Origin of the sequence: Streptomyces capitiformicae, assembly GCF_002214185.1 — a bacterium.
Taxonomy (GTDB): Bacteria; Actinomycetota; Actinomycetes; order Streptomycetales; family Streptomycetaceae; genus Streptomyces; species Streptomyces capitiformicae.
Map to the genome: position 1 here is coordinate 1,016,910 of NZ_CP022161.1, position 17,478 is coordinate 1,034,387.

General features: G+C 70.7%; 12 protein-coding genes. 7 read left to right on the top strand and 5 right to left on the bottom strand.

Annotated elements, in window-relative coordinates; genetic code table 11:
- Positions 1–40 precede the first annotated feature (40 nt).
- The 6 genes from CES90_RS04645 (at position 41) to serA (ending at position 10,099) form a co-directional block, all read left to right on the top strand.
- Complete coding sequence (locus CES90_RS04645; RefSeq protein ID WP_229913758.1) at positions 41–1,018, top strand: 2-hydroxyacid dehydrogenase; 978 nt, start codon at positions 41–43, stop codon at positions 1,016–1,018.
- A 402-nt stretch (positions 1,019–1,420) separates the two neighbouring features.
- Positions 1,421–4,489: a putative bifunctional diguanylate cyclase/phosphodiesterase gene (locus tag CES90_RS04650; RefSeq protein ID WP_189782485.1), complete on the top strand. Its 3,069-nt coding sequence runs from the start codon at positions 1,421–1,423 to the stop codon at positions 4,487–4,489.
- A 259-nt stretch (positions 4,490–4,748) separates the two neighbouring features.
- Positions 4,749–6,596 (top strand): acetolactate synthase large subunit, encoded by a 1,848-nt coding sequence (locus CES90_RS04655; RefSeq protein WP_189782486.1) that lies wholly within the window; start codon positions 4,749–4,751, stop codon positions 6,594–6,596.
- 26 nt (positions 6,597–6,622) lie between these two features.
- On the top strand, positions 6,623–7,150 hold the full coding sequence (ilvN, locus tag CES90_RS04660) for an acetolactate synthase small subunit (RefSeq protein WP_055713333.1): 528 nt from the start codon (positions 6,623–6,625) through the stop codon (positions 7,148–7,150).
- Between the two features lie 128 nt (positions 7,151–7,278).
- Complete coding sequence (gene ilvC, locus CES90_RS04665) at positions 7,279–8,280, top strand: ketol-acid reductoisomerase (RefSeq protein ID WP_189782487.1); 1,002 nt, start codon at positions 7,279–7,281, stop codon at positions 8,278–8,280.
- A 229-nt stretch (positions 8,281–8,509) separates the two neighbouring features.
- Positions 8,510–10,099 carry a phosphoglycerate dehydrogenase gene (serA, locus tag CES90_RS04670; RefSeq protein ID WP_189782488.1) on the top strand — a complete coding sequence of 530 codons (1,590 nt, stop codon included), beginning with the start codon at positions 8,510–8,512 and terminating at the stop codon, positions 10,097–10,099.
- Positions 10,100–10,223: 124 nt separating this feature from the next.
- Here the strand turns inward: serA and CES90_RS04675 are convergent, their stop codons facing one another.
- Positions 10,224–11,756 (bottom strand): MFS transporter, encoded by a 1,533-nt coding sequence (locus CES90_RS04675; RefSeq protein WP_189782489.1) that lies wholly within the window; start codon positions 11,754–11,756, stop codon positions 10,224–10,226.
- Between the two features lie 97 nt (positions 11,757–11,853).
- On the opposite strand from CES90_RS04675, the gene CES90_RS04680 reads away from it, so the two are divergent.
- The gene (locus CES90_RS04680; protein WP_189782490.1) at positions 11,854–12,441 is read left to right on the top strand and encodes a TetR/AcrR family transcriptional regulator; all 588 of its coding nucleotides are present in this window, start codon (positions 11,854–11,856) and stop codon (positions 12,439–12,441) included.
- Between the two features lie 3 nt (positions 12,442–12,444).
- On the opposite strand, the gene CES90_RS04685 is transcribed toward CES90_RS04680, so the two are convergent.
- The 4 genes from CES90_RS04685 to CES90_RS04700 form a co-directional block, all read right to left on the bottom strand.
- On the bottom strand, positions 12,445–13,125 hold the full coding sequence (locus CES90_RS04685) for an ATP-binding cassette domain-containing protein (protein WP_189782491.1): 681 nt from the start codon (positions 13,123–13,125) through the stop codon (positions 12,445–12,447).
- Positions 13,122–14,129, bottom strand: coding sequence for an ABC transporter ATP-binding protein (locus CES90_RS04690; RefSeq protein WP_189782660.1), 1,008 nt, complete (start codon positions 14,127–14,129; stop codon positions 13,122–13,124). Before CES90_RS04690 ends, CES90_RS04685 begins: the two co-directional genes overlap by 4 nt.
- Positions 14,130–14,190: 61 nt before the next feature.
- Positions 14,191–15,987, bottom strand: a complete 1,797-nt coding sequence (locus CES90_RS04695) for an ABC transporter permease subunit (RefSeq protein ID WP_189782492.1) — start codon at positions 15,985–15,987, stop codon at positions 14,191–14,193.
- On the bottom strand, positions 15,984–17,471 hold the full coding sequence (locus tag CES90_RS04700) for an ABC transporter substrate-binding protein (protein ID WP_189782493.1): 1,488 nt from the start codon (positions 17,469–17,471) through the stop codon (positions 15,984–15,986). Before CES90_RS04700 ends, CES90_RS04695 begins: the two co-directional genes overlap by 4 nt.
- Positions 17,472–17,478: the final 7 nt, after the last annotated feature.

The following is a 17,478-nucleotide window of genomic DNA, read 5'->3' on the forward strand; positions in this document are numbered from 1 at the left end:
TAACCTCTGCCGTCCCGGGTACCTGACATAGCCTCCGCACATGACTGCTGACGTGACCGCCGATGTGTGGCTCCCCATCCCCCCGGACGAGATCGACGGGCTCCCCGAAGGGCCCAACTACCTGTTCTGGGACGGGGGTGAGAAGGGAGACCAGGCGTATCCGGGCGACCCGGCGGACTGCGTCCTGTACGTCGTGCCGTACATGAAGCGCCTGGCGGTGCGGGTCGGACCGCTGGAGCACATGCGGAACCTGAGGGTCGTTCAGACGCTGACGGCGGGCGTGGACGACGTCCTGGGCCGGCTGTCGGCGGTCGGCCCCGGCGTCCAGTTGTGCAACGCACGCGGAGTGCATGAGGCCAGCACGGCCGAACTCGCGCTGACCCTGACGCTCGCCTCCCTGCGTGGCATCCCCGGTTTCGTACGGGCGCAGCAACAGGGGCAGTGGCAGGGCGAGTTCCGCCCAGCGCTCGCCGACAGGACGGTCCTGATCGTCGGATACGGCGCGATCGGTGCCGCCATCGAGGACCGGCTCATCCCCTTCGAGGTGGCGCGGGTGGCGCGCGTCGCGCGCTCTGAGCGCACCACGGCGCGCGGCCCGGTGCACCCGCTCACCGACCTGCCCTCCCTGCTGCCTGAGGCGGACGTCGTGATTCTGTCCACTCCCCTCACCGAGCAGACGAAAGGCCTGGTCAACAGTGATTTCCTGGCCCGGATGAAGGACGGCGCCCTGCTGGTGAACGTTGCCCGCGGAGCCGTCGTCGACACCAAGGCGCTGCTCGCGGAGCTGGAGAACGGGCGCATCACGGCGGCGCTCGACGTCACCGACCCCGAGCCGCTGCCACCGGGGCACCCGCTGTGGCAAGCACCCGGGGTGCTCATCAGCCCCCACGTCGGCGGCCCCAGCACAGCCTTTCTGCCGCGCGCCAAAAGGCTGTTGGTGGACCAGTTGGGGCGTTTCGTGAACCACGAGCCGCTGCGCAACGTGGTCCTTACGACGGAAGAGTCGGCGCACTTGTAATCCACTTCGGGCACCCTCCGCATTCCAACGGAAGCGGTACGTGCTCGTATTGCCGCAGACGGTCACGGAGCGTAGAGGAACTATGTCCCTGAGTGACGAGACTGGTGTATCGTCCCCGACAGGGGCTGCGCCGCGCACCGTTCGGCGGCCGGGGACGGACTTGAGACTGCGAGGGGGGCGACGGGCGATGCACGGCCTATGGACGAACGATCCGACGCGGCGGAGCCGACGGCTGCGGCCCTGGCGAGCTGTGACGCGCAGAGACCCGCACGGGAGTCACGGCGTCCACGGCGGTCACGGTGGCCACGGTCATCACCGCAGGCACAACTGCCGCCGGAAACACACCCATCCGACGTACCGGGACCGGCGGGGCACGGGAGCGGCGCTCACCTGGGAGTCCCGGTGAGTCCCCGCCCGTCCGCCCCCACGCTGAGCCCCACACGCAGGGAGACCAAGCCGCTGCCGGACCCGTCGCTGCTTGGCGGGCCGTCGTCCGGCCGCGGTGGAGCGAGCCTGCGAGTGCGGCTCGTGCTGGCCCTGGTGTGCGCGGCCTACGCACTCGGTGCCGCGCTCGGCTGGGGCAATAAGCAAGTCGCCCTCGTCATGGGCGACTTCGGGCTCGCCGCGGCCGCGGCCGCGGCCGCCGTCTCCTGCTTCTGCTACGCGCGCAGCCGCCGCAGCCGCTTTCGACCCGCCTGGCTGCTGTTCGCCCTGTCATCCCTGATGGCGGCCCTCGGCAACGGCGTCTGGGGCTGGTACGAGGTCGTCCTGCAGCGCGACGTACCCGATCCGAGCTACGCCGACCTGCTCTTCCTCTGCTTCGCGCCCCCCGCCATCGTCGGACTGCTGGTGCTGGCCAAGAGGCCAGTCACCAAGGCCGGCTGGGTCTGCCTGGCGCTGGACTCGTGGCTCATCGGCGGCTCCCTGGTCACCCTCTCCTGGAGCCTCGCGCTGGCCCAGACCGCCCAGCTCGACGGCTCGAACACCGCGTACACCGCGCTCTCGCTGGCCTACCCGCTGCTTGACATCGCCCTGGTCAGCATGGTGCTCGCGCTGCACTTCCGCCGTACGTCGATGCACCGCTCCGCGGTGAACACCGTGATCGGCGCCCTCGCGCTCACCGTGATGTGCGACGCCCTGTTCACCTCGCCCCTGCTGCACAACAGCTACCGCTCCGGCCAGTTCCTCGACGCCGGATGGTTCGCGGGCTCCCTGCTCCTCGCCTACGCCCCCTGGGCCGGCCGGCGGCACGGTGGCCGGCCCGAGGACGACACCCACGCGCGCGTGGGGCACGAACACTTCCCGGGACAGCGCCCCGAGGGCCCACAGGGAGGGCACACCGATGTGCTTCTCCAGGGAGGAGGTCACAGTCGGTATCCGGTCACCCGCCCCATCGCCGGATCCCTGGCCGCACTCACTCCGTACCTGGCCGCCGCCGTCTGCACCCTGGGCATCCTCTACAACGTCCTCAGCGGCCGCAGCATCGACCGCGTGGTGCTCATCACCGCCTGCACGGTCGTGCTCGCCCTCGTCGCGCGCCAGGGCATCATCCTCCTCGACAACATCACCCTCACCCAGGAGCTCGCTCAGAAGGAGAACCACTTCCGCTCCCTGGTGCAGGGCTCCAGCGACGTCATCATGATCGCCGCGCCCAACGGCATCCTCCGCTACGTCAGCCCGGCCGCCGCCGGGGTCTACGGACGCCCGGCGGAGGAGCTCATGGGCAAGGAGCTGGCCTCGATCATCCACCCCGAGGACCTCGGTTGCGTGGTGCACGAGGTGCGCCGCTTCCTCGCCGCCAACCCCGCCGAGGAGCCCACCACCCGCATCGAGTGCCGCTTCAAGTCCGGCGACGGCGGCTGGCTGAACGTGGAGTCCACGGTCAACAGGCACCACGGCGGCCTCATCTTCAACAGCCGGGACGTGACCGAAAGGGTGCGCCTGCAGGCCCAGCTCCAGCACAATGCCGAGCACGACCCACTCACCGACCTGCCCAACCGCGCCCTGTTCACCAAGCGCGTCCAGCAGGCGCTCTCCGGCCGCCGCTCCTCCGACCGCGGCGTCGCCCTGCGCAACACGGCGGTCCTCTTCATCGACCTCGACGGCTTCAAGGCCGTCAACGACACCATCGGGCACCAGGCCGGGGACGAACTGCTCGTCCAGGCCGCCCGCAGACTCCAGGAAGCCGTCCGGCAGGGGGACACCGCCGCCCGCCTCGGCGGCGACGAGTTCGCGGCCCTGATCGTCGGCGACGGCTCCCGCGACCGGGCAGCCCGTGAGCAGCACATCTTCGAGCTCGCCGACCGCCTCCGGGTCACCCTCTCGCAGCCGTACACCATCGACGGGAACGACGTCCGGGTGGCCGCCTCCATCGGCGTCGCCTTCGCCGAGCCGGGCCTCGGCGCCGGCGAGCTGCTGCGCAACGCCGACCTCGCCATGTACCGCGCCAAGGCGTCCGGCAAGGGCCGCGTCGAGCTGTACAAGCCACAGATGCAGCAGGACGTCGTACGCAAGGCCGAGCTGGCCACCCGGCTGCGGGCCGCGCTGCACGACGGCGAGTTCCTGCTGCTGAACCAGCCCGTGGTGGAGCTGGAGACCGGCCGGATCTCGTCGATCGCGACCGCGGCCCGCTGGCGCTCCTCCCAGGGGGTGCTGTTCACACCCGCCGAGTTCCTGCGGGTCTCCGAGGACAGCGACAAGACCGCCGAGCTGGGCCGCTGGATGCTGGAGCAGGCCGTCGAGCAGGCCGCCGACCGCCTCAGGGGCGGCCTGAGCGTGCCGGTGTCCGTCCGGATGAGCGCCCGGCGCCTGCTGGACCGCTCACTGCCCCCCGGTTCCCTGGAGACCCTCCTGACCCGCCACGGGCTGCCCTCCGGCGCACTCGTCATCGAGCTGTCCGACACCGAGGTGAAGGGCTCCCTCGACGATCTGGAGCGCCGGCTGAACCACCTCCGGCGCCTCGGCGTCCGGGTCGCCCTGGACGGCTTCGGCAGCGGCCACGCGGCGATCACGGCGCTGCGCCGCCTCCCCGTCGACGTACTCAAACTGGACCGGGGCCTCGTCGAAGGGGTCGTGGAATCCACGCGGCTGCACAAGATCACCAGCGGGCTGCTGCGCATCGCCAACGACCTGGGCCTGGAGTCCGTCGCCGACGGCGTGGATCTGCCCGAGCAGGTTGTCGCCCTGCGCGCCATGGGCTGCACCCACGGCCAGGGCGCGGCCTTCTCCGGACCGCTGGACGACCACCGGCTGCGCCGGGCCCTGGCCGCGGGCTCCTATCCGGTGCCGCACGGTCCGGTGGAACCCGTGTTCGCGGGCGGCGGAAGAGAACCGGAGGCGCACCGGTTGTTGCTCCCGGGTGGTGAACGAGCAATCGGGGGCACAGGGGTGTACACAAGTGGTGTGACCGCTGTGTACGGAGGCGGAAGTGTCCTTCGCTCACATAATGAGACTCCTGTCCCACCCACTTGACATGCGGTGCGCGCCGGGGAGAGGGTCAGTGCCATGCGCACCCGAATCCTCGTACTTGGAAAGCGCGTCGGCTGAAGCTGGGACCCACCGGACGACGTTCCGGAATCCCCAGCGACCGTACCCGGCGCGCTCCCCTCGCTTGCCTCATGGCAAGGAGGGGTTTTTTGTTGCACGGGCACCAGTCAGACGTGAGCCGCACGCCGCCTGAACGCCGTAGAAACCCTCGCAAAACACCCTCAGCATCGAGAAGAGAATGCCGATGACCGAGCAGGCCACCGGGGCCCACCATCCGCAGCCGCGGCCCCGATCCGGAGGACAGTCCATCCCCGTCGAGTACGTCACGGGTGCGCAGTCCCTCATCCGCTCTCTCGAGGAGGTCGGCGCCGACACGGTATTCGGCATTCCCGGCGGTACGATCCTTCCGGCCTACGACCCGCTGATGGACTCCACCAAGGTGCGCCACGTCCTGGTCCGGCACGAGCAGGGCGCCGGCCACGCGGCCACCGGCTATGCGCAGGCCACCGGCAGGGTCGGCGTCTGCATGGCGACCTCGGGACCCGGCGCCACCAACCTGGTCACACCGATCGCGGACGCACACATGGACTCCGTGCCGCTGGTCGCGATCACCGGCCAGGTGGTGTCCAAGGCCATCGGCACGGACGCCTTCCAGGAGGCGGACATCGTCGGCATCACGATGCCGATCACCAAGCACAGCTTCCTCGTCACCAAGGCCGAGGACATCCCGCGGGCCATCGCCCAGGCGTTCCACATCGCCTCCACCGGCCGCCCCGGCCCGGTCCTGGTCGACATCCCCAAGGACATCCTGCAGGCACAGACGACCTTCAGCTGGCCGCCCGCCATGGACCTGCCCGGCTACCGCCCGGTGACCAAGCCGCACGCCAAGCAGATCCGCGAGGCCGCCAAGCTGATCACCGCCGCCAAGCGGCCGATCCTGTACGTCGGTGGCGGCGTCCTCAAGGCTCAGGCCACCGCCGAGCTGAAGGTGCTCGCCGAACTGACCGGGGCGCCCGTCACCACCACCCTGATGGCGCTCGGCGCGTTCCCCGACAGCCACCCGCAGCACCTGGGCATGCCCGGTATGCACGGCTCCGTGGCCGCCGTCACCGGACTGCAGAAGGCCGACCTGATCGTCGCCCTAGGCGCCCGCTTCGACGACCGCGTCACCGGCAAGCTGGACAGCTTCGCCCCGCACGCCAAAATCGTCCACGCGGACATCGACCCGGCCGAGATCGGCAAGAACCGTGCCGCCGATGTGCCGATCGTCGGTGACGCCCGCGAGGTCATCGCCGACCTGATCCAGGCCGTGCAGAAGGAGCACAGCGAGGGCAACCCGGGCGACTACGCCGCCTGGTGGAAGGACCTCGATCGCTGGCGCGAGACGTACCCGCTGGGCTACGACCAGCCCGCCGACGGCTCGCTCTCCCCGCAAGCCGTCATCGAGCGCATCGGTCAACTCGCCCCCGAGGGCACGATCTTCACGGCGGGCGTCGGCCAGCACCAGATGTGGGCCGCCCACTTCATCCAGTACGACAAGCCCGCCACCTGGCTGAACTCCGGCGGCGCCGGAACGATGGGCTACGCGGTCCCGGCCGCGATGGGCGCCAAGGCCGGCGCCCCCGAGCGGACCGTCTGGGCGATCGACGGCGACGGCTGCTTCCAGATGACCAATCAGGAGCTCACCACCTGCGCCCTGAACAACATCCCGATCAAGGTCGCCGTGATCAACAACGGCGCCCTCGGGATGGTCCGCCAGTGGCAGACCCTGTTCTACAACCAGCGCTACTCCAACACCGTGCTGCACTCCGGCCCGGACGACGTCAACCCGGAGGCCAGGGGCACCCGCGTCCCCGACTTCGTGAAGCTGTCGGAGGCCATGGGCTGCTACGCGATCCGCTGTGAGCGCCCCGAGGACCTCGACAAGGCCATCGAAGAGGCCAACTCGATCAACGACCGCCCGGTCGTGATCGACTTCATCGTCCACGAGGACGCGATGGTGTGGCCGATGGTCGCCGCCGGCACCTCCAACGACGAGATCATGGCCGCCCGGGACGTCCGCCCCGACTTCGGCGACAACGAAGACGACTGAGAGCACCAGGAAGAGGTACGACCCCCATGTCCAAGCACACGCTCTCGGTGCTCGTCGAGAACACGCCCGGCATCCTCGCCCGGATCGCCGCCCTGTTCTCCCGCCGCGGCTTCAACATCGACTCGCTCGCGGTCGGCGTCACCGAGCACCCCGAGATCTCCCGCATCACCATCGTGGTCAACGTGATCGAGGAGCTCCCCCTGGAGCAGGTGACGAAGCAGCTCAACAAGCTCGTCAACGTCCTGAAGATCGTCGAACTGGAGCCGTCCTCCGCCGTCCAGCGCGAACTCGTCCTGGTGAAGGTGCGCGCCGACAACGAGACGCGCTCCCAGATCGTCGAGATCGTCCAGCTGTTCCGCGCCAAGACGGTCGACGTCTCCCCGGAGGCCGTCACCATCGAGGCCACCGGATCCAGCGACAAGCTGTCCGCCATGCTGAAGATGCTGGAGCCGTTCGGCATCAAGGAACTGGTCCAGTCCGGCACGATCGCGATCGGCCGCGGCGCCCGTTCGATCACGGACCGCTCGCTGCGCGCCCTGGACCGGTCGGCGTAAGGCACATTCGGGCGGCCGGGGGAATTCCGGCCGCCCGTGACCGCCCGCATACCGAGACCGCGAGACTTCCTTTCCCTCCGCCGTCATACGGTGGGACGCAACACCTGCACTCAAGGAGAGAACCCAAAGTGGCCGAGCTGTTCTACGACGCTGACGCCGACCTGTCCATCATCCAGGGCCGCAAGGTCGCGGTCATCGGCTACGGCAGCCAGGGCCACGCCCACGCCCTGTCGCTGCGCGACTCGGGCGCCGACGTCCGCGTCGGTCTGCACGAGGGCTCCAAGTCCAAGGCCAAGGCCGAGGAGCAGGGCCTGCGCGTGGTGACCCCGGCGGAGGCCGCCGCCGAGGCCGACGTCATCATGATCCTCGTCCCGGACCCGATCCAGGCCCAGGTCTACGAGGAGCACATCGCCCCGAACCTGAAGGACGGCGACGCGCTGTTCTTCGGCCACGGCCTGAACATCCGCTACGGCTTCATCAAGCCCCCGGCCGGCGTCGACGTCTGCATGGTCGCCCCCAAGGGCCCGGGCCACCTGGTCCGCCGCCAGTACGAGGAGGGCCGCGGCGTTCCCTGCATCGCCGCCGTCGAGCAGGACGCCACGGGCAACGCGTTCGCGCTGGCGCTGTCGTACGCCAAGGGCATCGGCGGCACCCGCGCTGGCGTCATCAAGACGACGTTCACCGAGGAGACCGAGACCGACCTGTTCGGTGAGCAGGCCGTTCTCTGCGGTGGTACGGCCGCGCTGGTCAAGGCGGGCTTCGAGACGCTGACCGAGGCCGGCTACCAGCCGGAGATCGCGTACTTCGAGTGCCTGCACGAGCTGAAGCTGATCGTCGACCTCATGTACGAGGGCGGCCTGGAGAAGATGCGCTGGTCGATCTCCGAGACCGCCGAGTGGGGCGACTACGTCACCGGCCCGCGGATCATCACGGACGCCACCAAGGCCGAGATGAAGAAGATCCTCGCCGAGATCCAGGACGGCACCTTCGCCCAGCAGTGGATGGACGAGTACCACGGCGGTCTGAAGAAGTACAACGAGTACAAGACCCAGGACTCCGAGCACCTGCTGGAGACCACGGGCAAGGAGCTGCGCAAGCTCATGAGCTGGGTCAACGACGAAGAGGCGTGACCTGAGAGGCCGGCCATGGAGGGGTTCACCCGAAGCCATGGCCGGCCTTGTTTTCCCCTTCGGGTGATCCTTCCGTAGCGGCGTGAAGCGACGCCTCGGCGCCACTACACTGCCGTACTACATACGCGTCAGGGCCCACAGCGTCGTGCGTCTTCCACGCGGCCACCACCCTCCACCGCCTGCGGCCGTCGGGACGGCCGTCCGCAGCATTGGACTTGTGAGGACTCACGTGAGCTCGAAACCAGTCGTACTGATCGCTGAAGAGCTGTCGCCCGCCACCGTGGACGCGCTCGGGCCGGACTTCGAGATCCGGCAGTGCAACGGAGCGGACCGAGCCGAACTGCTCCCGGCCATCGCCGACGTCGACGCGATCCTGATCCGCTCGGCCACCAAGGTCGACGCCGAGGCGGTCGCCGCCGCGAAGAAGCTGAAGGTCGTCGCGCGTGCCGGCGTCGGCCTGGACAACGTGGACGTCTCCGCCGCCACCAAGGCCGGCGTGATGGTCGTCAACGCCCCCACCTCGAACATCGTGACCGCAGCCGAGCTGGCCTGTGGTCTCGTCCTCGCCACCGCGCGCCACATCCCGCAGGCGAACACCGCGCTGAAGAACGGCGAGTGGAAGCGCAGCAAGTACACCGGTGTGGAGCTGGCCGAGAAGACCCTCGGCGTGGTGGGCCTTGGCCGGATCGGTGCGCTCGTCGCGCAGCGCATGTCCGCCTTCGGTATGAAGGTCGTCGCCTACGACCCCTACGTGCAGCCCGCGCGCGCCGCGCAGATGGGCGTGAAGGTGCTGTCGCTGGACGAGCTGCTCGAGGTCTCCGACTTCATCACCGTCCACCTGCCGAAGACCCCCGAGACCGTCGGCCTCATCGGCGCCGAGGCGCTGACGAAGGTCAAGCCGTCGGTTCGGATCGTCAACGCCGCGCGCGGTGGCATCGTCGACGAGGCCGCGCTGTACTCGGCGCTCAAGGAGGGCCGCGTCGCGGGCGCGGGCCTCGACGTGTACGCCAAGGAGCCGTGCACCGACTCGCCGCTGTTCGAACTGGACCAGGTCGTGTGCACGCCGCACCTCGGTGCGTCCACCGACGAGGCCCAGGAGAAGGCCGGTATCGCCGTGGCGCGGTCCGTGCGTCTCGCGCTCGCCGGTGAGCTGGTGCCGGACGCGGTGAACGTCCAGGGCGGTGTCATCGCCGAGGACGTCAAGCCGGGTCTGCCGCTCGCCGAGCGTCTCGGCCGGATCTTCACCGCGCTCGCCGGTGAGGTCGCGGTGCGGCTCGATGTCGAGGTGTACGGCGAGATCACCCAGCACGATGTGAAGGTGCTCGAGCTGTCCGCGCTCAAGGGTGTCTTCGAGGACGTCGTCGACGAGACCGTGTCGTACGTCAACGCTCCGCTGTTCGCGCAGGAGCGGGGCGTCGAGGTCCGTCTGACCACGAGCTCCGAGTCGCCCGACCACCGCAATGTCGTCACTGTGCGGGGCACGCTCGGCAGCGGCGAGGAGGTGTCGGTGTCCGGCACGCTGGCCGGGCCCAAGCACCACCAGAAGATTGTCGCGGTCGGGGACTACGACGTGGATCTCGCGCTCGCCGATCACATGGTCGTGTTCCGGTACGTGGACCGGCCGGGTGTGGTCGGTACGGTGGGGCGGATCTTCGGCGAGTCCGGGATCAACATCGCCGGCATGCAGGTCGCTCGGTCTGCGGCGGGTGGGGAGGCGCTGGCTGTGCTGACCGTCGACGACACGGTTTCGCAGAGCGTGCTCGCCGAGGTGGCCGCGGAGATCGGGGCGACGTCCGCCCGCTCGGTGAACCTGGTCTGAGTTCGTCCCCGCGCCCCTTTCAGGGGCGCGGGGCTGTGTCGATTTGCGGCTCCGCCGCGTGGGCGCGACCAGCCACCATTCACCCGCAGTAGCCACACACACCGCACCCCCGAGCTCTTGGGCGTCAGGTCAGAACCTCCTCGCACTCCTTCCGTACCTGTACGCCCCGCAACGCCCTCACCGCCACCACCGCGGCCCCCAACAGGACAATCGCTCCGGCCAGCGCAGCGCCCCGCATTCCGTCGGTGAACGCTTCCCTCGCTGCTGTGGCCAGCAACCGGCCGGTGTCGCCGGGGAGTTCGGCGGCCACCGCCAGCGCGCCGCCCAGGGTTTCCTGCGCGGGGGCCGGGGCCGACGCCGGCATCTCGTGGTGGTAGACGGCCGTGCCGATGGAGCCCAGCGCGGCCATGCCCAGCGCGCCGCCGAACTCCTGGCCGGTTTCCAGGAGGGAGGAGGCCGAGCCGGCTCGTTCCACGGGGGCGGCGCTCAGGGCCAGGTCGGTCATCTGGGAGAACACGGTGACCGTGCCGGCGGCGAGAACGCCGGCACCGGCCAGGACGAGCCAGAGGGAGTCCGAACCGGCGGTGGACAGCACGCCGTAGCCGCACGCGGCGGTCGCGAAGCCGCCCGCCACCACGTACGCCCGGTTCACGCCCTGCTGTACGAGCTGTGTCGTCACGGGCGCGGCCACGCCCACGAGCACGGACGGAAGCAGACCCCACAGCGCGGCCTCCAGCGCGCTCTTGTCCAGGACGGACTGGAGGTACTGGGTGGTGAAGTACGCCGAGCCCATCATCCCGAACGCGGCGATGAGGTTGAGGGCGACCGCAGGGGCGAAGCCCCGGTCGCGGAACAGCTCGGGGGAGATCATCGGTGACGCCGTCGTGCGCTGGCGGTGCACGAAGAGGGCCGCGAAGAGCAGGCCGACCGTCACCGACATGACGTAGCGGACGTTCCAGCCCTCCGACGGGATCTCCTTCAGGCCGTAGACGGTCGGCAGGACGGCCGCCATGGACAGCGGGACGCCGATCAGGTCGAAGCGGCCGGGAGCCGGGTTCCTCGACTCGGGGAGAAGGACTGGGCCCAGGAGCAGGAGCAGGGCCATCGCGGGGAGGTTCACCAGGAAGACCGAACCCCACCAGAAGAACTCCACCAGCACACCGCTGAGCACCGAACCGAGCGCGATGCCCGCCGTCATCACGCCCGACCAGATGCCGATCGCCTTCGCCCGCTGGCCGGGGTCCGTGAACATCGTGCGGGTCAGCGCCATCGTCGACGGCATGAGGGTCGCGCCGCCGATGCCGAGCACCGCGCGCGCCGCGATCAGCATCTCCGCGCTGTTCGCGTACGCGGCCGCCAGCGACGCCGCGCCGAACGCGGCCGCGCCGATCAGCAGGAGCCTGCGACGGCCGATGCGGTCGCCGAGCGAGCCCATGGTCATCAGCAGACCGGCCAGCACGAACGCGTAGATGTCGAAGATCCACAGCTGCTGTGTGCCGCTCGGTTCCAGGTCCGCGCTGATCGCCGGGATCGCGAAGTAGAGGACCGATACGTCCATCGAGACCAGCAGCAGCGGAAGCATCAGGACGCACAGGGCGGTCCATTCGCGGCGGCCTGCCCGCCCGGCAGGGGGCGCGTTCTCGGAATTCGTCGTCATGGCTGGGACTGTACGGATGTCTTATACGGATGTCTAGTACACTTGTTTAAAACAAGCGTCTAGGACGTCTGTATGGCGACGGGCTACGCTGATCCGCATGGGACACCGTGAGGATCTGCTCGAAGGCGCCAAGCGCTGCCTGCTGGCGAAGGGCTTCGCGCGTACGACGGCGCGTGACATCGTCAAGGAGTCGGGGACGAACCTGGCGTCGATCGGCTACCACTACGGCTCGAAGGACGCGCTGCTGGCACAGGCGTACGTGGCCCTGGTCGGGGACATGTCGCAGGCCTTCGACGCGGAAGGGCCGGCGATGAGCGGTACCGAGCCAGGGTCGGTCGAGCGGTTCCGGGAGGTGTGGGCGAACATCATCGACACCATGCGGGAGCCGGGGTCGATGTGGCGGCTCAGCATGGAGATCATCGTCATGGGCGACCAGCTGCCCGAGCTGCGGGACCATCTCGCGCTGGCTCAGCGGGAGGCGCGGCGTGGGCTGATCCCGATGTTCATGGGCGGCCGCGAGGAGGACGTCCAGGAGAAGGACATGGACACCCTCGGCAACTTCATCCTGACCCTGATGACCGGGCTCATCGCCCAGTGGACCTTCGACCCGCCGAGCGCCCCCGAGGCGGACGAACTCGCCGAGGGGCTGCGCCGGTTCATCGAGGTGGCCCGCCCCGCCCAGTAGGGCCTACGCCGGTACGAGCCTCCCGGCGCGCATCTCGATCGAGCGGTCCGCGAAGTGGCGTACAACCGCGCGGTCGTGGCAGATGAACAGGTACGCCAGGTTCAGCTCGTCCTGGAGGTCGGCGAGGAGGTTGAGGACGCCGGCCCGGATGGAGGGGTCGAGCGCGGAGACCGGTTCGTCGAGGACCAGGAGGCGGGGCTCGGAGGCCAGCGCGCGGGCGATACCGGCGCGTTGGCACTGTCCGCCGGACAACTCGTGCGGGAAGCGGTCGCCGTAGGCGGGGTCCAGGCCGACCCGGTCGAGGAGTTCGGCGACCCGGGCCGGGCCGTCCGCGGTGTTCCAGCGACCCTGGACCTTCAGCGGTTCCGCCACCGCGTCCCGGATGCGGTGGCGAGGGCTGAGCGAGCCGTACGGGTCCTGGAAGACCGGCTGCATGCGGGGGCGGAGCGGGCGCAGTTCGCGCTCGGCGAGGGTCGTCAACTCCCGGCCCTCGAAACGGACTTCGCCTCCCTCCGGGCGGCGCAGCTGGAGCACCGCGGCGATCGTGGAGGACTTGCCGCAGCCGGAGGGGCCGTTCAGGGCGAGGGTCTCGCCCGCGTCCACGGTGAAGGAGACATGGTCCACGGCCGTGACGGTGCCGTAGCGGACGACCAGGTCTCGCACATCGAGCAGGGCATCACTCATACGGGCTGCTCCAGGAACAACTCGGTCGCCGAGGACGGCACTTCGTCCCAGCGGTGGCAGGAGACCTCGTGGTCGGCGCCGGCCGTCCACGTCCCCGGTTCCTCCTGGTGACAGCGGTCCTCGGCCAGGGGGCAGCGGGGTGCGAAGGCGCAGCCGGGCGGGAGGGCGTCGGGGGTGGGCGGGGAGCCGGAGATGGACGGCAGCCGACGGCGACGAGTGCGCGGGTCGCCGTCGGGGGCGTCCGGTGGCAGCGACGCCAGCAGGCCCGCCGTGTACGGTGCCCGGGGGCGGCCCAGGACCCGTTCGGTCGGGCCCTGTTCGACCTGGCGACCGGCGTACATGACCAGGACGCGATCGGCGTGGTCCCGGACCACGCCGAGGTCGTGGGTGACCAGGACGAGCGCGGCGCCGACCGCCTCACGCTGCTCGCCGAGGACCCGTAGGACCTGTTCCTGGAGTTCCGCGTCGAGGGCGGTCGTGGGTTCGTCGGCGACGACCACGTCGGGTTCGTTGATCGTGGCCATGGCGATCACGGCCCGCTGGCGCATACCGCCGGAGTACTCGTGCGGATACGCCCGCGCCTTGCGTACGGCGTCGGGGATGCCGACCCGGTCGAGCGCGGCGACCGCCCGGGCGCGGGCCTCCTTGCGGGAGACGCCCGCCACCGACCGTACGGCCGCGGCGAGTTGGTCGCCGACGGGGTGCACGGGGGAGAGGGCGGACAGGGCGTCCTGGGGGACGAGGGCGATACGGCGGCCGCGCTGGGCGGCGATGTCCGTCTCGCCCCGCAGCCGTACCGTTCCGCTCGACGTGGCGCCCTTGGGCAGCATCCCGAGCAGGGCCCGTGCCGCGAGGGACTTGCCCGCGCCGGACTCGCCGACGACGGCCAGCACTTCGCGCTCGCGGACGTCGAACGACAGACCGCGTACGGCCGCCACCCCGTCGAACGAGATGCGCAGGTCGCGCACCGACAGCAGCACGCCGGACGTCACGTCGGACGGCATGCCGGACGTCACGTCGGACGTCACGTCGGACGTCACGTCGGACGGCACGTCGGATGTCATGTCAGACGTCGGCTCGGACTGCGACTTCAACGGAAGCCTCCTCCTTCGTGATGCGTGCTCGGCCTGCCTTTCCCATACGGCGGCCGCCTGTGCGGCCCTGCGCGTACGCCGCGCCCGACACCGCAAGACCCGCCAGCAGCGCCAGGGCGACTGCCGGGGCCAGGGCCGCCCACGGGGCGCGCTCCACGTAGGCGCGGGACTCGTCGAGGAGCAGGCCCCACTCGGGGGCGGGAGGTTGGGCGCCCAGGCCGAGGAAGCCGAGCGCGGCCAGCGCCAGGGCGATGCCCGGGAGACGGAGGATGGCGTGGCGGGTGACCGGGGCCGCCACGGAGGGCAGCACATGGCGGGTGAGGATCCACAACGGGCTCGCGCCGATGGCCCGTTGGGCGGTCAGGAACGTGGACGCGCGGACCTCCTGGACCAGGGCGGCCGCGTGCGCGGCCAGGGCGGGCCAGGAGATCAGCGCGACCGCCAGGGCCGCCCCGCCCGTGCCGGGGCCGACGACCGCGGCGACGAGGATGCCGGCGATCACCGGGGGCAGCGCGTTGGCGATGTCCGCCGCGCCCGCCGCCACGCTCGGCAGGAAGCCGAGGGCCAGGGAGAGGAGGAGGCTGAAGGCGCAGACCGCCGCCGCCGTGCCCACCGTGGAGGCCGCGCCGTGGCCGAGGCGGGCCAGTACGTCACGGCCGAGTCCGTCCGTGCCGAGCGGGTGCGCCCAGGAGGGCGGGAGAAGGCGGGCGGTCGTGTCCACGGCGTACGGGTCGCGCAGCAGGCCCCAGCCGATGGTGACCAGGAGGACGACCGCCAGGGTCAGCGGTACCGCCGGGTGGGTGCGGATCGGGCGGGCCGCCGGGAGCGTCAGGCCCGCGTCGCGCAGGGCCGGACCGAGCAGTCGGCGCCGGGCGAGTGCGGCGAGGGCGCCCACGACCAGGCCGAGGGCGAGGAGGGCGAGGACCGAGCCCTGGAGGAGGGGGAGGTCCTGGGACTTGGCCGCGCCCAGTGCCGTACGGCCGATGCCGGGGACCGCGAACACCGTCTCCACGGCGACCGCGCCGCCGGTCAGGCCCACGGCGACCATGCCGAACTGAGGGACCAGCGGCGGTAGTACGCGCCGGAGCGCGGCCGCCGAGACCCGCGCCCGGCTCACGCCCGCGCCTCGCCACAGTTCGACCCAGCGTTCGTCGAGCACGGCGGGCAGCGCGTCCGCGACCAGACGGCCGAGGAGGCCGCCGGCCGGGACGCCGAGGGCGATCGCGGGCAGGACCATGTACTCCGGGCCCGCCCAGCCGGACGTGGGCAGCCAGCCCAGCCAGACCCCGCACACCAGCAATACCACCGTGGCCAGCAGGAACTCGGGCACGGCGGCCAGCATCGAGGCGAACGCGCCGCTCGACCCCCGGCCCCGTACGAGAACCGGGGCGACCAGCGCGCAGGCCAGCAGCACGGCCACGGCGAAGGAGGCGCCCATCAGGCCCAGGGAGACCTGGAGGCCGGAGACCACGGAGGGGAGGACGTCCGTGCCCGAGACCCATGACGTGCCGAGGTCGCCCCGAAGGAGCCCGGAGGTCCAATTCCCCAGCAGGGAAAGGGGACTGGCGTCCAGGCCCAGGTCCTCGCGGATCGCGGCGAGCGCCTCGGGCGTCGCCTCCTGCTCGGCGGAGCGGGCGCGCAGCACGGTCAGCGCCGGGTCGCGGCCGGAGAGCCAGGGCAGGAGGCCGACCACGGTCAGGACGGTGATCAGGCAGACGAAGCGGGTCAGCCCTGCCGGGCTGACCGACTTCCTTGCGGCCGACCTCACTTGACGTAGGTGTCGGCCGTGACCAGCTCCCGCTCGCGCGGGTCGTGGGCCGCGTCCACGACCCCGGCCGCGTCGCCCTGGATGACGCGCTCGTGCAGCATCGGGACGGCGGCGTCGGTGCCGAGCACGGCGGCCTCGGCCTCGATGACCGCCTTGCGGCGGGCGTCACCGGTGGCGGTCTCGGAGGCCTTGTCCAGGGCCGCGTCGACCGTCTTGTCGGCGAACTGGGAGAGGTTGAAGGAGCCGTCGGAGCCGAAGTCGCTGTAGAGGTACGCGGCCGGGTCGCCGGAGTCGAGGACGGTCGCCCGGGAGAGGATGAACGCGTCGAACTCGCCCGCCAGCGCGTCGGATTCGATGTTGGCGTACTCGCGCACGTCGAGCTTCACCTTGAACCCGGCCTTCTGCAGCTGCTGCTGGAGCGTGGCCGCGACCTCGGGCAGCTCGGCGCGGTCGCTGTAGGTACCGATGGTGATGGTCTGGCCGGAGGGCTTGCCCGCCGCGGCGCGCTTCACCGTGGAGCGCAGCTCGGCGGCCCAGGGGAGTGCCGGGCCGAGCAGACCCTCGGCCACGTCCGCGCGTCCCTCGTACACACCCTCGACGATCGACTTCGCGTCGATGGCCTCGCGGGCGGCGGCGCGCAGCGAGACGTCCTTGAAGACGCCCTTCTCGGTGTTCAGGTAGAGGGTGTTGGTGCGCGGCATCGGGACCTCGGTGATCAGGTCCTGGTCGAGCACGGCGGCCTGCGACACCGGGATCGCCTCGACGATGTCGGCCTCGCCGGTGCGCAGGGCGGCCGCGCGGGCGGTGCCGTCCGGCACGAACTTCACGTCGATGCCGGGGGCCTTGGCCTTGCCGCCCCAGTAGCCGTCGTAGCGGTCGAGGGAGGCGGAGGAGGTGCCGTTGACCTTGGTCAGCTCGAAGGGGCCGGTGCCCGCGCCGACCGGGTTCACCGTCTTCCCCTTGTACGCCTTCGCCGCGAGGATCGACAGCTGGGGCGAGCTGAGGCGCTGCGGGACCAGCGGGTCCTCGGTGCCGGTCGTGACGGTGACGGTGTTGCCGTCGGCCTTCGCGGTCAGCTCCACGCCGTCGAGGATGCGGGGCTTGGGGGAGGCGGTGGCGGCCACGGTGAGGGAGTTGACGACGGCCTCACCGGTGAGCTTCGTACCGTCGTGGAAGGTGACGCCGTCCCGGATCGTGAACGTCCAGCTCTTGCCGGACTGCTCCCACTCGGTGGCCAGCGCGGGCTGCGCGTCGCCCACCGCGTTCAGCTTCACCAGGGTTTCGGCGGTCGACCAGCGGGACAGCTTGAACGCGTCGTCGGAGAGCGGGGACAGACCCGAGCGGGGCGGCAGCATGTGCGCGACACGTATGCGCTTGCCCTCGCTGCCTGCCTCCTCCGTTCCCACCGACGAGAAGCAGCCCGTGAGCAGGGCGGAGGCCGCGGTGGCCGCGGTCAAGGGGAGAAGACGGGCGGGGACGCGCACGGGACAC

Bases quoted from the DNA above. Each gene is read 5' to 3' on its own strand.
- CES90_RS04685 (WP_189782491.1), bottom strand. From the start codon at position 13,125: ATGAGTGATGCCCTGCTCGATGTGCGAGACCTGGTCGTCCGCTACGGC.
- CES90_RS04690 (WP_189782660.1), bottom strand. From the start codon at position 14,129: ATGCCGTCCGACGTGACGTCCGGCGTGCTGCTGTCGGTGCGCGACCTG.
- CES90_RS04645 (WP_229913758.1), top strand. From the start codon at position 41: ATGACTGCTGACGTGACCGCCGATGTGTGGCTCCCCATCCCCCCGGAC.
- CES90_RS04675 (WP_189782489.1), bottom strand. From the start codon at position 11,756: ATGACGACGAATTCCGAGAACGCGCCCCCTGCCGGGCGGGCAGGCCGC.
- CES90_RS04680 (WP_189782490.1), top strand. From the start codon at position 11,854: ATGGGACACCGTGAGGATCTGCTCGAAGGCGCCAAGCGCTGCCTGCTG.
- CES90_RS04655 (WP_189782486.1), top strand. From the start codon at position 4,749: ATGACCGAGCAGGCCACCGGGGCCCACCATCCGCAGCCGCGGCCCCGA.
- ilvN (WP_055713333.1), top strand. From the start codon at position 6,623: ATGTCCAAGCACACGCTCTCGGTGCTCGTCGAGAACACGCCCGGCATC.